General features: G+C 62.9%; 15 protein-coding genes and 2 tRNA genes. 15 read left to right on the top strand and 2 right to left on the bottom strand.

Features of this window, described 5'->3' with window-relative positions; all coding sequences use genetic code 11:
* Window positions 1-21 precede the first annotated feature (21 nt).
* From gyrB to DPM12_RS10635, 8 genes are all read left to right on the top strand, one after another.
* Window positions 22-2,025, top strand: a complete 2,004-nt coding sequence (gene gyrB / locus DPM12_RS10665; protein WP_211658784.1) for a DNA topoisomerase (ATP-hydrolyzing) subunit B — start codon at window positions 22-24, stop codon at window positions 2,023-2,025.
* 87 nt (window positions 2,026-2,112) lie between these two features.
* Window positions 2,113-4,584, top strand: coding sequence for a DNA gyrase subunit A (gene gyrA / locus DPM12_RS10660; protein WP_211658789.1), 2,472 nt, complete (start codon window positions 2,113-2,115; stop codon window positions 4,582-4,584).
* Window positions 4,585-5,141: 557 nt separating this feature from the next.
* Complete coding sequence (locus DPM12_RS10655) at window positions 5,142-5,588, top strand: DUF3566 domain-containing protein (protein ID WP_112258307.1); 447 nt, start codon at window positions 5,142-5,144, stop codon at window positions 5,586-5,588.
* An 80-nt stretch (window positions 5,589-5,668) separates the two neighbouring features.
* A tRNA-Ile gene (locus DPM12_RS10650) sits at window positions 5,669-5,745 on the top strand.
* A 27-nt stretch (window positions 5,746-5,772) separates the two neighbouring features.
* On the top strand, window positions 5,773-6,087 hold the full coding sequence (locus tag DPM12_RS10645; protein ID WP_123788222.1) for a hypothetical protein: 315 nt from the start codon (window positions 5,773-5,775) through the stop codon (window positions 6,085-6,087).
* 259 nt (window positions 6,088-6,346) lie between these two features.
* Window positions 6,347-6,589 (top strand): helix-turn-helix domain-containing protein, encoded by a 243-nt coding sequence (locus DPM12_RS10640; protein WP_112258305.1) that lies wholly within the window; start codon window positions 6,347-6,349, stop codon window positions 6,587-6,589.
* Window positions 6,590-6,693: 104 nt separating this feature from the next.
* Complete coding sequence (locus tag DPM12_RS23195) at window positions 6,694-6,834, top strand: DLW-39 family protein (protein WP_164465259.1); 141 nt, start codon at window positions 6,694-6,696, stop codon at window positions 6,832-6,834.
* 188 nt (window positions 6,835-7,022) lie between these two features.
* Window positions 7,023-7,095 (top strand) — tRNA-Ala (locus tag DPM12_RS10635).
* Window positions 7,096-7,111: 16 nt separating this feature from the next.
* Here DPM12_RS10635 and DPM12_RS10630 read toward each other — a convergent pair.
* Window positions 7,112-8,347 (bottom strand): tyrosine-type recombinase/integrase, encoded by a 1,236-nt coding sequence (locus DPM12_RS10630; protein WP_211658783.1) that lies wholly within the window; start codon window positions 8,345-8,347, stop codon window positions 7,112-7,114.
* Window positions 8,275-8,787, bottom strand: a complete 513-nt coding sequence (locus tag DPM12_RS10625; RefSeq protein WP_211658782.1) for a hypothetical protein — start codon at window positions 8,785-8,787, stop codon at window positions 8,275-8,277. The genes DPM12_RS10630 and DPM12_RS10625 overlap by 73 nt, the downstream gene beginning before the upstream one ends.
* Window positions 8,788-8,921: 134 nt before the next feature.
* Here DPM12_RS10625 and DPM12_RS10620 point away from each other — a divergent pair, with 134 nt between their 5' ends.
* The 7 genes from DPM12_RS10620 (at window position 8,922) to DPM12_RS10590 (ending at window position 13,515) form a co-directional block, all read left to right on the top strand.
* A complete protein-coding gene (locus DPM12_RS10620; RefSeq protein WP_112258303.1) occupies window positions 8,922-9,119 on the top strand; it encodes a helix-turn-helix transcriptional regulator in 198 nt (65 codons plus the stop codon).
* A complete protein-coding gene (locus DPM12_RS10615; protein WP_112258302.1) occupies window positions 9,116-9,439 on the top strand; it encodes a hypothetical protein in 324 nt (107 codons plus the stop codon). The genes DPM12_RS10620 and DPM12_RS10615 overlap by 4 nt, the downstream gene beginning before the upstream one ends.
* A complete protein-coding gene (locus DPM12_RS10610) occupies window positions 9,439-11,544 on the top strand; it encodes an AAA family ATPase (protein ID WP_112258301.1) in 2,106 nt (701 codons plus the stop codon). The genes DPM12_RS10615 and DPM12_RS10610 overlap by 1 nt, the downstream gene beginning before the upstream one ends.
* Window positions 11,545-11,769: 225 nt before the next feature.
* Complete coding sequence (locus tag DPM12_RS10605) at window positions 11,770-12,216, top strand: hypothetical protein (RefSeq protein WP_112258300.1); 447 nt, start codon at window positions 11,770-11,772, stop codon at window positions 12,214-12,216.
* 3 nt (window positions 12,217-12,219) lie between these two features.
* Entirely contained in the window at window positions 12,220-12,423 is a 204-nt protein-coding gene (locus DPM12_RS10600) for a hypothetical protein (RefSeq protein WP_112258299.1), read from the top strand.
* Window positions 12,423-12,737, top strand: a complete 315-nt coding sequence (locus DPM12_RS10595) for a hypothetical protein (protein ID WP_112258298.1) — start codon at window positions 12,423-12,425, stop codon at window positions 12,735-12,737. The genes DPM12_RS10600 and DPM12_RS10595 overlap by 1 nt, the downstream gene beginning before the upstream one ends.
* A 430-nt stretch (window positions 12,738-13,167) precedes the next feature.
* Entirely contained in the window at window positions 13,168-13,515 is a 348-nt protein-coding gene (locus DPM12_RS10590; RefSeq protein ID WP_123788223.1) for a hypothetical protein, read from the top strand.
* Window positions 13,516-13,806: the final 291 nt, after the last annotated feature.

Here is a 13,806-nt window from a genome sequence, read left to right as displayed (position 1 = left end):
CTACGCAGGAGGTCCCCGTTCGTGACGGACGAGATCGCGTCCTACGATGCCAGCGACATCACAGTACTTGAAGGTCTCGAGGCCGTTCGCATGCGGCCTGGCATGTATATCGGTTCCACGGGTGAACGTGGGCTCCATCACCTCGTCTACGAGGTGGTCGACAACTCCGTCGACGAGGCTCTCGCCGGGATATGTGACACCATCGAGATCACTTTGCTCGCCGACGGTGGCGTACGCGTCGTCGACAACGGCCGTGGCATCCCAGTTGACGAACATCCGATCGAGAAGAAGCCAGCGGTCGAGCTCGTCTTAACGCAGCTCCATGCGGGAGGCAAGTTCGGCGGCAGCGGATACAAGGTGTCCGGAGGGTTGCACGGCGTTGGTGTCTCGGTGGTCAATGCCTTGTCCAGCAGGCTCGAGGTGGAGGTCTACCGGGATGGCTATCGCTGGACCCAGGAGTTCGTGAAGGGCGTTCCGCAGGTACCCCTGCAGCGGCACGAAGCTACCGATCGTGCCGGAACGGTTGTCACCTTCTGGGCGAGCGAGGAGATCTTCGAGAGCACCACGTACGACTTCGAGACGCTCAGTACCCGGTTCCGCGAGATGGCCTTTCTGAACAAGGGTCTGAACATCGTGCTCAGGGACGAGCGGCCGCAGGGTCGAGACGACGGCGATCCGGACGAGATCGAAACAACCGAGCCTGCCGTTCCGCGTGAGGTCCACTATCAATATGCCGATGGCTTGGTGGACTACGTGAAGCATCTCAACTCGGCGAAGTCGCCGGTTCACCGCACGATCGTCTCGTTCGAGGCGGACTCCGAGAACGGTGATGGCCAGGCGATGAGCCTGGAGATGGCGATGCAGTGGAACGACCAGTTCACCGAGTCAGTTCATACGTTCGCCAATACGATCAACACGCACGAGGGAGGAACCCACGAAGAGGGGTTTCGGGCCGCGTTGACGTCACTGGTGAACCGATTCGCGCGAGAATGGGGCGTGCTCAAGGAGAAGGACGCCAATCTGACTGGTGACGATGTTCGTGAAGGACTCACGGCGATCATCAGCATCAAGCTGGCCGAACCACAGTTTGAAGGCCAGACCAAGACCAAACTGGGCAACACCGAGGCCAAAAGCTTTGTGCAGAAAATAGTTAACGAGCAGCTGAGCGAGTGGTTCGAACAGAACCCCACCGAGGGCAAGCTCATCGCTCGCAAGGCGCAGAGTGCTGCGGTGGCGCGAGTTGCTGCTCGCAAGGCACGCGATGCTGCCCGGAGCCGCAAGGGTCTCATGGGCGGCGCTGGCCTGCCTGGCAAGCTCGCGGATTGCCAATCGACTGACCCTGAACAGTGCGAACTCTTCATTGTCGAGGGAGACTCCGCAGGTGGTCCGGCGAAGCAAGGACGCGACCCCAAGATCCAGGCGATCCTTCCCATCCGGGGCAAGATCCTCAACGTGGAGAAAGCCAGGATCGACAAGATCCTTCAGAATCAAGAGGTCCAGGCGATCATCAACGCCCTGGGCACGGGAGTACATGACGACTTCGACATAAACCGCCTCCGCTACCACAAGATCGTCTTGATGGCCGATGCGGACGTGGACGGCCAGCATATTCAGACGCTTCTGCTGACTCTGCTGTTCCGTTTCATGCGGCCGGTCATCGAGCTCGGGCATGTCTACTTGGCCCACCCACCTCTGTACAAGATCAAGTGGTCGGGCAAGGACATTCCGTTCGAGTACGCCTACACGGAGCGAGAGAAGGATGCCCTGGTCCAGGCCGGACAAGCGGCCGGTAAGCGACTGCCGAAAGACGAGGGTATCCAGCGTTACAAAGGGCTCGGCGAGATGAACGACGACGAGTTATGGGAAACGACGATGGATCCCGATCAGCGTTTGCTGATGCAGGTGACACTCGACGACGCCGCGCAAGCTGACGAGGTCTTCAGCACATTGATGGGAGAAGACGTCGAGAGCCGGCGAATGTTCATCCAGCGTAATGCCCGTGACGTCCGTTTCCTGGACATCTAAGAGGAACGATCAGTGACTGACGACATCACCACGGCCGACGAGCCTGGCCCTGGATCTCGGATAGAGCCTGTCGATCTGCAAGTCGAGATGCAACGCAGCTATCTCGACTATGCGATGACCGTCATTGTGGGCCGAGCCCTGCCTGATGTCAGGGATGGTCTCAAGCCTGTTCATCGGCGCGTTCTGTACGCCATGTTCGACGGCGGATATCGCCCTGACCGGGGGTTTTCGAAGTGTTCACGTGTGGTCGGTGACGTCATGGGGAATTACCATCCCCACGGCGACTCCGCCATCTACGACACCCTCGTCCGCCTTGGCCAGTGGTGGTCCATGCGGTACCTGCTGGTCAAGGGGCAGGGCAATTTCGGTTCCCGCGGCGATGATCGTCAGGCCGCGATGCGGTACACGGAATGTCGCATGGCTCCCCTGGCTATGGAGATGGTTCGCGAGATCGACGAAGATACCGTCGACTTCTCGCCGAACTACGATGGCCGCGGCGCCGAACCGGACGTCCTACCGAGCCGGTTTCCCAACCTGCTGGTCAACGGCTCGGGCGGCATCGCCGTGGGAATGGCTACCAACATCCCGCCACACAACCTCCGTGAGGTAGCGGCCGGCGTCGACTGGTATCTCGAGCACCCGGAAGCGAGCAGCGAAGAGCTGTTGGAGGCACTTCTCCAGCGGATCAAGGGTCCGGATTTTCCGACCAACGGTCTGATCGTCGGCACCAGCGGTATCGAACAGGCGTATCGCACCGGCCGAGGGTCGGTCACTATGCGCGCCGTGGTGGAGGTCGAGGAGGACGACCGGGGACGGACCTGCCTGATCATCACCGAGCTCCCCTACCAGGTGAACCCGGACGCCTTGGCTCGCAAGATCGCCGAGTTGGCCGACTCGGGCAAGGTTCCCGGTATCGCCGATCTCCGTGACGATTCCTCGTCACGCACCGGGATGCGACTCGTCGTCGTCCTCAAACGAGACGCGGTACCCACCGTCGTACGGAACAATCTCTACAAGCACACGCAGCTGCAAGAGACGTTCGGCTGCAACATGGTGGCACTAGTCGACGGTGTGCCGCGCACATTGTCGCTGGACGGATTCGTCCGGCACTGGGTCGTTCACCAGGTCGAAGTCATCCGGCGCCGCACCGAGTTCCGGCTGCGTAAGAAGCGTGATCGGCTGCATATCGTTCGCGGCTTGTTGAAGGCTATCGACGCGATCGACGAAGTCATTGCCTTGATTCGCCGCTCTGCTGACGTCGAGGAAGCACGTACCGGCCTCATGCAGCTCCTCGAGATTGACGAGATACAGGCCACTGCGATCCTCGACATGCAGTTGCGCAGGCTGACCGCGCTGTCTCGGGACGAACTGCAAACCGAGCACGACACGCTCGTGGCCGAGATCGCCGATCTCGAGGACATTCTTGCTTCCGACCCGCGCAAGTATCAGATCATCCGGGACGAACTGGCCGAGATCGTCAACAAGTACGGGGACGAGCGGCGCACGCACATCGTCCCGGCCGAAGGCGACCTGACGGTCGAGGACCTCATCACCGAGGAACCCGTGGTAGTCACCATCACGCGCGGTGGCTATGCCAAGCGCACCAAGGCTGACCTCTACCGAGTGCAAAGGCGTGGAGGCAAGGGAGTCCGCGGAGCACAGCTGCGTGAGGACGACGTCGTCGACCAATTCTTCGTGACCACGACGCATCACTGGGTACTGTTCTTCACGAACCGAGGGAGGGTGTACCGAGCGAAGGCATACGAGCTACCTGAGATGGCACGCGATTCGAGGGGTCAACACGTGGCGAACCTGCTGGCCTTCCAGCCGGACGAGAAGATCGCCAAGGTCATGACCTTGCGTGACTACCAGCAGGCGCCTTATCTAGTGCTGGCCACAAAGCACGGGATGATCAAAAAGACCCGGCTTTCGGAGTATGATTCCAACCGGGCTGGAGGAGTGATCGCCCTCACGTTCCGGCAAGAGGACGACGAACTCATCGGAGCCGAGCTGGTCAGCTCCGACGACGACATTCTCCTCGTCTCGCGTAAGGCTCAAGCAATCCGCTTCACTGCTACCGACGAGCACCTGCGGCCCATGGGACGTGCCACCAGCGGCGTGGTGGGAATGAAGTTCCGCGATACGGACGAATTGCTCTCCATGTCGATCGTCCGCGACGGAACCGACTCGTATGTCTTCACCGTCACAGATGGTGGGTTCGCGAAACGGACCGCGGTGGAGGAGTATCGGATACAAGGCCGGGGTGGACTCGGCATCAAAGCCATGAAGATCAATGAAGATCGAGGCTCCTTGGTGGGCGCCCTCGTGGTCGGGGAGAACGACGAGGTACTTGCCGTACGTGCCTCCGGCGGAGTGACACGGAGCTTGGTGAGTGATGTTCCCGCCAAGGGCCGTGACACTATGGGGGTCAAGTTCGTCTCGCTGGGATCCGATGACACAGTGGTGGCTATTGCCGGGAGTGTCGAGGATGAAGGCGGTACGTCCGAAGTACTCGATACACCAGAAGATGAGAGTGATGCGGAAGGTGATGGCTCGTGACGAGTTCCGACGGGGGTAGTCGACCCTCGGGTGACGAGATACGTCAACAGTCGTCTGACATCGCGAACGAGCCGTCGCGCGCTTCATCCGATTCGTCGCCGAACGGAAACAGCGCACCGCCGGATCCCGCAGTCCAGCCCCGCCGCACGTCCGGACAGAGCACACCCACGGCGGGTCCGCGTGGTGCCGCAGCTGCGCGCTCGGCCACACCGAATCGGCGGAAGACACGACCAAAGAAATCGAACCCGGCCGCCCCGGAGAATCCGCCGCCTCCGTCCGAGGATCAGGCCGTGGAGCAATCGTCCCAGGCCGATCAAGAGTCGCCAGAGCCGCCAGCCGTCGTTCAGGCAGCAGAAGAGTCCCAGGCGCGCGCTCGACAGCCAGCGCCCCGGCCGCCCGGCCCACCGCGTGGGCCTCGACCCGAGCCGGTACCGCCGCCATCTGCGGGCCAGGTGGCAGCTAGCCAGAACGCGGCCGCGGCTGCCCCTACGGCTCCTCCGGCGCCGCAACCTCAGGCTCCGACGGATGACACCCAGACGAGCCTGGATGCTCAGCCGATGCGCGACGAGCGCAAGTACGATCAGGAGCGGCCCGTGGCGTCCCAGCGTCCATCCAGCATGCGACGGCCGGGGCGAGTGCGCAAGGCACGTCTCAGACTGGTTCGTGTTGATCCCTGGTCGGTGATGAAGACGGCGTTCCTGCTTGCCGTGGCGCTTGGAGTCGCGCTCTTCGTCGCCGTGGCAGTGCTGTGGTCGGTGTTGGATGCTGCCGGCGTGTTCGCGGCCATCAGCGAGATCGTGTTCGATTTCACGTCATCCAGCACGAGTGATGGCGTCGACATCAATCAGTATGTGGAGCTATCTCGCGTGCTCGGATTCACTACGCTGATCGGTGTGGTGAACGTGGTGCTCATCACGGCGTTGGCGACACTAGGCGCATTCCTGTATAACCTCTCCGCAAGCCTGCTCGGAGGTCTGGAACTCACCCTCGCCGAGGATGATTGATCCGAGTGGCTACCGTCGCAGCGGCCGGTTTGGGTGGGTCGGCCCGGGTGAGGTAGTCTTCTGGTCGATCCATCGGAGATGGGCCTATAGCTCAGACGGTTAGAGCGCTTCCCTGATAAGGAAGAGGTCACTGGTTCAAGTCCAGTTAGGCCCACCAGCTTGTTCTGCCCCTCCAGAAGGCCGGATGCGCGACGTGCCGCGGCTGCAGGGGGCGTGGACATCTACGGGTCGTTCCGGCAGTCCGCGGCTGATCGCGTCGATTATGTATGCGTTGGGTCCGAATGCTCACGACACGGTGTCGAGGGCACTGCGCTCGTACTACGCATTCGACGGCGACGAGTACGTCGAATACGGCATAGGGATTGCCCACACCGAATCGGACCACATTGCGTCGGCCGTATCCGACGTCAAGAACGTCGGCTGTCATGAGCTCATCTTCATGGGAAACGACGGAGACCCCGACCAGGTTGACCTGCTGGCCGACGCCGTTGGCTTGTGATCAAGTGATCGTCTCACTGACGACCCAAGCTGGGTCGTTGTGGTCGCTGTCAACACAGGCAGTGTAGATGTCGAGGTGAACCATGTGCGCCTCATACACTCGCCAGCGCGCTCCAATGGTGTCGAGTTCTCGGCTGGTTGAGCGTGAACGGTTCTACCTGACGTCGCCTACTCGCAACACGCGCGTACCGGTAGGAAAACTCATAGATCGGCTCCCCTGAGGGCATCGAATTGAGCGCTATCGGGCTTATGCTGACGTCATGGAGCACAAGCTGCTGACACTCGCTGATGTTGCCGAGCTACTCAATACCTCTTCTGCTCAGGTCTATGCGCTCGTGCGCAGTGGCGAGCTGCCTGCTATGAAGATGGGTGGCCGTGGACAGTGGCGGATAGATCCCGAACGGCTCAGGCAGTACATCGATCGGGCTCACGAGCAGACCCAGGACTGGGTCAAGCAGAACCCCATGACTCGCGACGAGGCTGTGACAGAGGTAGACGGATGACATCGACGCCGGGGATGACGGAGATCGAGCGATCCGGTGGGCGTGATGAAGACCGGTGAGTTAGCCTCGCAGTGACATCGACGATGAACTGGAGGCGGACCATCGTGTCGAAGAAGAAAATCCTGCTCACTGCGCTCGTAGCCGTTGGCGGCTACCTCGGCTATCGCCGATACCAGTCGAGCCAGGAGGAACGAGACCTGTGGGCCGAGGCCACCGATCCCGTGCCTCCTGCCGACCAGAGCTGACGTCTCAGGCAGGGCATTCCTCTCCAATCGACGTGAGTTGACGTGAAATCACATCACCGGTTCCCATCGGGCCGGAGCTCCCGGCCTGGTGGGAATATTGATGTACCGCAGTTGCGGACATCCGCGAGGTGGTACGCGATTCGTTCGTCAGGCTGATAGGCGTTACCCTTGTGTTCGGCTAGCCGCCCGGGGGCGTAGCTCAACTGGCAGAGCACTGCCTTTGCAAGGCAGGGGTTAGGGGTTCGAGTCCCCTCGTCTCCACTCTTATCATTGCAGGTCACGCGCCTTTCCGGCGAGATTCAAGCTCGGCAACGTCATCAGTCGCCCCCAAATTGCCCCCACGCGCCCGAGTCGCGATCTCGTCGAGACGGTCAGCGACGGCTTCCAAGTCGGCGTCGAAGAGGTCCGCGTAGACGTCGAGCGTCATACTCGCTTTCGCGTGACCAAGCATCCGCTGAACTGCCTTCACGTTGGCCCCGGCCGACACGGCCAGCGACGCCGCCGTGTGGCGTAGTTCGTTCGGATGAAAACCCTCGGGTAGACCAGCGGCCACCACAGCCCGGTCGAACCAGGAACGGCGAGCGTTACGCACCCGCAGAACGGCCCCGTGGGGCGAGGCGAAGAGCAAGTCATCCGGACCCTTGCCTTCGATGTGCGCCGTCAAGCCGTCGACCAAGAACCGGGGGAACGGCACCCAACGACGCTCGTGGTCTTTGGGTAGCTTCCAGACCAGCTTGCCGCCGTCGACCTCCACCACGTTCCACTCGACGAACAGGCGACGCCGCAGCATGTCGACGTCTCGAACGTGTAGGGCCGCCATCTCCCCCCAACGGAGTCCGCAGTAGGCCAGCACGAAGACCACGAGCCACCACGGCGTTGCCGGCCGTTTGGTTTCCACCGACCACACGGGGGAAACCGCGTTCGTCAGGCCGTCGACCTGCTCAGCACTCAGATACCGCTTCTTAGCTGGCGTGACGGTCGGTAGCGTGACACCTTCGCACGGGTTGGCCGCGATCCGCTTTGACCTGACGGCGTACTTCATCATCTGCCGGAAACACCCGTGGATCTTCTCCACGGACGCCGGGGACAGGCCAGCTACCGAAAGGCTGGAGATCCACTCTTGGTATCGGTCGTGGGTCACGGTCGCGATGGTTACGGCGCTCCACGCTGGCGCTATGTGTGTATGGAGGGCGTTGGCGTACCGGGCACGGGTGGTTTCCTCGCGAGACGCTTTCGTTTCAAGCCACTTCTCGCCCCACTCTGCAACGGTGATCTTCCCGAGTTTTGGCTCTACATAGCTTCCGGTGATGTGCTGGGCTGTCTGCTCGTCGAGCCAGCGTTGAGCGTCGACCTTTCGCGCAAACCGCTTCTCGCGCCGCTGTCCTGACGGATCGTAGTAGCGCGCCCTCCACCTTTTGCCGTCGTGCTTAACCGTGGCCATTAGCCTCCCCTCCCGCCGCCGCGCGGATCGGACACGGTGAGCATGCTCCGGTCCCGCGCCCGTGTCACCCACCGCGCTGCCGTTGCACGCGGAATGTCGAGGGACGACGCGACAGCTTGCGTGGGGGCATCACCCACGAGCAGCGCAAATCGATACACTCGCGCAACCCAACGGAGTGTCTCGTCGGTCGGGCCCGAGCGCCCCAGATCTTCGGGGGCGGCTCCAGCTTGTAGCAGGGTGAAGCCACTCAAGGCGCTGAGTATGCCGTCACGCAGTATCGCCGCGACCGGGATCGACCGGAGTCCTTCTCCCGTTACTTCTTGGCCGTCGTCGCCACGACGAACGGTGAGCCAGTCGACTTCGTAGCGGCCGGATTCTGCCGTATAACGCGCCGTCAGTTCGGCCGTGTAGCCATTGACGTCCTCGGCCGTCACCGTGACCTGGGCCGGGATCTTCAACCCGTCGCCAGCCTCAACGATGTCATTCGGTGCGCCACGCCCTTGTACCTTCACGTGTTTGATGCTGCCAGGTTCGTTTAGTCCCGTCAATTGTTGCGCGTCAGGCTTGCAACGTTGAGTCAGCCGTGATTACCTTGGTGAGTCGATTCTGACTGGACTGGATCGACGATGCCGACGGGAGGATCTCAATGTCCGAGTACTTGACAACTCGCGAGGTGGCCGAACTGTTGCGGACCTCCGAGTCCACACTTCGGTTCTGGCGCCACATCGATCGCGGGCCGAACAGCTTTCGTATCGGAAAACGTGTCCTATACGACCGGCGCGACGTCGAACAGTTCATCGAGGACGCTCGCGCCGAGGGGAGTTCCGGGAGGGCGTTGGCGTGACCGAAAACGAAAACTGCCGCTCACCGGCGGGCACCGGTGAGCGGCACGAAACAAAAGGTGCGGTCAGCGCCTCCAGAATAGCAACCATCCATCCGGGCTTCACCGAAGCCGCCGTTCGGCTCGCCGACCACGAGCACGCCGGCCGCCCGTGGTGGTTCGAATGGCCACCAGACACGCCGGCACAGCGACGATTTCGGATTCGTCAGCTCACCGTTGCCGCCAACCTGCTGGCAGACGACCGGATACCAGAACCGGAATGGATACGGGTCCAGCTTCTCGACTTGCGGGACCTTCTCGCGGCTGAGGGGGTGGCGGCGTAGTGACGTCCACGACCTTCACCCAGCCCGCCACCAACAAGCCGGCCCCATCCGGCCCGGCCGTGGCCGGCGCCGCGTTCGACCGGCTCGTGAGCAAGCTCGACGGTGTGCGCCAGCGCGGCGACGGCCGCGCCGTGGCACGATGCCCGGCCCACGACGACCGAAATCCGTCTCTCTCCGTGACGCGGATTGAAGGTCAAGTGTTGCTCCACTGTTTCGCCGGGTGTGACGCCGCCGACGTCGTGGCAGCGCTCAGCCTGTCTCTTCGTGACCTGTACGACGACTCGGCCGGCGCGGCGTATCGATACGACGACGGCCGGATGGTGCATCGCGGGCTAGACCTCAGCGACATCCCTAGAAAGACCTTCAAACAGTCAGGCAACACCAAGGGTGGCGCGTTGTACCGGCTGGAACGGGTCACGGCGGCCGTGGCGGCAGGTCAGGTCGTCGTCGTGGTCGAAGGCGAAAAGGATGTTCATGCCGTGGAATCGCTCGGCTACACGGCGACGTCCAACGCCATGGGCGCGGGCAAGGCACACAAGGCCGACTGGACACCACTTCGGGGCGCCACGGTGGCCATCGTCGCCGACCGGGACGAGCCCGGCATCAAACACGCCGAGCAAGTGCGTGACATCCTCGCCGGCCTGGGCTGCACCGTCACCGTGTGGCAGGCCAAGACCGGCAAGGACATCTCAGATCACATCGCGGCCGGCCACGGCCTGCCCGACCTGGTGACGGTCGAGCCCGACGAGCTCGACAAGCCGGAAACGCCAACACGCCGCCTGAAACTCACCCCGGCGTCGACCATCAAACCCCGGCCAGTTCGGTGGCTATGGGAAACCGCAGACGGTGAAGGCCGGCTGCCCACGGGTTCGCTCACGTTAGCGGTCGGCCGGGCCGGTGTCGGCAAGTCACAGTTCGCGGCATGGCTCACAGCGCGGATCACGACGGGAAACCTGCCGGGCGTGCTCTGGCAGGCACCACGAAGCGTCATCTACTCGGCAAGTGAGGATTCGTGGGAGATGACCATCGTGCCCCGGCTCATGGCGGCCGGGGCGAACCTTGACCGCGTATTCCGAATCGACGTCACCGACGACGAGGAAGCGCACGCGCGGCTGACACTGCCATCCGACATATCCCTTCTGGAACACGCCATCAACGACCACCAGGTTGGCTTGGTCGTGTGTGACCCGCTTCTGTCGCTGATTGACGGTGGACTCAACGACTACCGCGCCAGGGAAGTCCGGCAGGCGTTGGAACCGCTCGGGACCATGGCCGACAAGACCACCACCAAAGCCACCATCTTGGGGCTCGCGCACTTCACCAAAGCCAGCGGCAGCGACCCGCTGAACCTGGTCTCGGGTTCGGCAGCGTTCGGTCAGATCATCCGTGGCGCTTTGGCGTTCGCCAAAGAAGACCGCGACGACGACCAAGACGAAACCGAACAGTTCCAGCAACCGGGCAACGGGCAAGGCGTCAAATACGTCATGTCGACGATTAAGAACAGTGTCGGCCGGGAAGATCTGCCATCACTCGAATATTCCATCGAGCCGTATTCAATCGACACACCCGAAGGTGAATCGAAAGTTTCCCGGCTCGAATTCGTCGGGACGTCGAAACGGTCCGTGAAAGACATCATTTCCGAGTTTCCTGCCAGGCCGAAGAATACGACGGACCGCGACGAAGCGAAAGAATTCCTTCGGGATCTGCTGGACGGTCGAGATGTACCGGTCAAAGACATCAAAAAGGAGGCTCAAGACGCCGGGCACACGTGGATGACGATCCGCCGTGCCGCCGATGATCTCGGCGCGAGGAAGGTCAAACGAGGCAAGCCGGGGGAGGACGGCCAGCACTGGGTGTGGACCCTCACCCCCGAAGGTGCTCACGAAGATGCCGAAGATGCTCACACACGAACAGGTGAACATCTTCGGGGATCGGTGAGCACCTTCGGCTCTCAAGGGAGCCAAGGGAGCGGGGTGCGCGACTCCCGCTCCCTTGCACCCCTAGGCGCTCCCTTGGCGTGCCGCGCGTGTGGCGAACCCCTCGATCCGGTTCACGCCGACACCGGCACGCATCCAACATGCGACCCGTCCGCGTACCCCAATTAACAACTTGAAGGGAGGTGAATTCGGCATGCCCGAATTTCAACACCGCACGCTCGACGAAATCCAACAACCGAACAAATGGCGAGATCCACACGCGTTGGCCGCGTTGCGCCGACGCGGCCTCACGATCGAAAAGGCCCGACAATTTCTCGACATCGTGAGGGCGAACCAGAACCCTCTACAAGAAATCTCTGATACCGTCAATCCGACGGGGGAAAGGAAGCACTAATGGACGAGCGGCAGAAGAACCGGAAGATTCTGAAGCACCCAATCACGCGAATCCTGCTTCGGCGTGCCAAGGGTGAGCCAGTCTATAACGACGAGCTCGACGATCTTCAACTGCCAGACAAGCAGCGAAAGGCTCTCGACGAGGCTTTCAAGCTTGCGGACGGCGTTCTCGGACGCACCGGCGACGACCGGATTCGCGCACTCAACAAAGTGCACAAGGCCGCCGAGGCCATCTTGGGCAGCTTGCCCGACACCTACGAAACTCGCGACGAGACGATGCACCGGCGAGCCGGCATCGGCGACCCTGACGCGGTGGCGTGGGTGAGGGCTCAACGTGAGCACGTGAACAGCATCGCCGACGCCGTGGATGGCACGGGCGCCGGTCCGGTCGCCGACGGGGGCGCATCGTCCGCCGAGGCCGCGTCGGCCGCACGGGGAGGAGAGTGACCAATGTCGGACCTGAACGAACTACTCGACCAGCACAACGAACGTGAACAGCGGCAGCGCGCCGCCGCCGACACGGCCCGCAGCGACGCCGACGACGTGGCCGACCGGATGCACCGTCCGCTGGAATCCGACCGCGAACGTGAGCAGCGCCGCGAACGCGAACGCGAACGTGCCCGGCTGCGTGAACTCGGCGTGAGGCTCGACTAATGCCAAGCCTGGTGGGCGGGGCATCCAGCCCTGGTGACAAGGAACCGGGACGCGGGTGGCGCGCGTACGAACAAGCCGTTGACCGCCACCTCGATGGCCTGCACACGGGCGTTCTGCGTGCACCCGGCCGACTCGGCGTGAACATGTCGGCCAAACGTGAGCTACCGCTGCACACGCCGACGTACGTCGATAGGCGCGGTATCGAACGCACCAACGACGGCCGGCACCGCGTCATCGAACGCCACACCGACGACGGCGGATACATCGTCGTCGAGATCGAAACGGCGTTCGCCCCACCCGATCCACCACAATGACCCCCACAGCTCAACAATGACCCCCTCGGTGGGCACGGCGTCCCACCCCGCGCATGGCCACCCCGGGACGCCGGGGGTACGGGGGCAGGGCAGGCGACAAGCCAAGCCGGCCCGGCCGTCGCCGCGCGACGCAGCCGGCCGGGCCGCCCACCGAGGACAACGAGACGAGCCGGCCGCAAACGGCCCCACCCCTCCACACCCCTTGGGGCCGGGGTGGAGGGGCGCGCAAAAGGTCGAAACACGAAACGAATCGCGACGTTTCGCCGTTTCGACCGCGCGCGGCCGGACGTCTCACCAACCGCGCCGGGGCCGCGTCGTGGCTGGACGCGGCGCCGACACGGGGCGAGGACTCCCCGCCCTTGGGGGTGCTCAGCGCGGTGGGGGTTAACGGTCGACTGTTTGCGTGCGCGGCGGAAGTAGGTTGGTGATCATGGCGAAAGCGCCGGTGAACTTGAAGAAGTCGGGCCGTCGGCTGTGGCGGTCGGTGACCAGCGAGTATGGGTTGCGTCCGGATGAGTTGGCCGTTCTCGAATCGGCGTGCCGGCTGGCCGACGCGGTGGCGGATTTGGACGCTGAGCTTGCCGAGTGTGAGCTTGAATCGTCGCGGTTGCCGTTGCTGCGTGAGGTTCGGCAGCAACGCGAAGCTCTACGTAAGCATCTTGCGCAGCTCAAGTTGCCTGAGGCGGTTGAGGGTTCGTCGGCGGGTGGCAATGTGCGTCAGATTGACCGGGATCGGAGTGCCCGGGCGCGGCGCGCGGCCCGGGCGCGGTGGGGCTGACGTATGGCGTGGCATAAGCGAAACGATGATGAGTCGCCGGGCCGGCCGGAACCGGTGAAGCCGGTGGAGCTGGACGAGTCGGATTGTCCGTGCCCGGTCGAGCCCGATATCGGCCGGTGTCCCCGTGGCAAGTGCTTCATGATGCTGTGAGCTGCGGGTATCGTGTCTTTCTGGAGGTGAAGCGACCGCCATTCGCGCGAAACGGCCCGCCACCTGGTTACGGGTAGCGGGCCGTTCGTCGCGTGTGTGCGGGAGTTCAAGCCGTCGGCCGGGTAGGCTGTGCGGCACCTT

This window comes from Phytoactinopolyspora halophila (genome assembly GCF_003287285.1).
Taxonomy (GTDB): domain Bacteria; phylum Actinomycetota; class Actinomycetes; order Jiangellales; family Jiangellaceae; genus Phytoactinopolyspora_A; species Phytoactinopolyspora_A halophila.
This window is presented reverse-complemented; position numbering and strand designations above follow the sequence as displayed.

What these genes read in the sequence shown, in the direction of transcription:
- gyrA (WP_211658789.1), top strand. Translation starts at nt 2,113, where the DNA reads ATGCAACGCAGCTATCTCGACTATGCGATGACCGTCATTGTGGGCCGA.
- DPM12_RS10655 (WP_112258307.1), top strand. Translation starts at nt 5,142, where the DNA reads ATGCGCGACGAGCGCAAGTACGATCAGGAGCGGCCCGTGGCGTCCCAG.
- DPM12_RS10645 (WP_123788222.1), top strand. Translation starts at nt 5,773, where the DNA reads ATGCGCGACGTGCCGCGGCTGCAGGGGGCGTGGACATCTACGGGTCGT.
- DPM12_RS10640 (WP_112258305.1), top strand. Translation starts at nt 6,347, where the DNA reads ATGGAGCACAAGCTGCTGACACTCGCTGATGTTGCCGAGCTACTCAAT.
- DPM12_RS10620 (WP_112258303.1), top strand. Translation starts at nt 8,922, where the DNA reads ATGTCCGAGTACTTGACAACTCGCGAGGTGGCCGAACTGTTGCGGACC.
- DPM12_RS10605 (WP_112258300.1), top strand. Translation starts at nt 11,770, where the DNA reads ATGGACGAGCGGCAGAAGAACCGGAAGATTCTGAAGCACCCAATCACG.
- DPM12_RS10600 (WP_112258299.1), top strand. Translation starts at nt 12,220, where the DNA reads ATGTCGGACCTGAACGAACTACTCGACCAGCACAACGAACGTGAACAG.
- DPM12_RS10595 (WP_112258298.1), top strand. Translation starts at nt 12,423, where the DNA reads ATGCCAAGCCTGGTGGGCGGGGCATCCAGCCCTGGTGACAAGGAACCG.
- DPM12_RS10590 (WP_123788223.1), top strand. Translation starts at nt 13,168, where the DNA reads ATGGCGAAAGCGCCGGTGAACTTGAAGAAGTCGGGCCGTCGGCTGTGG.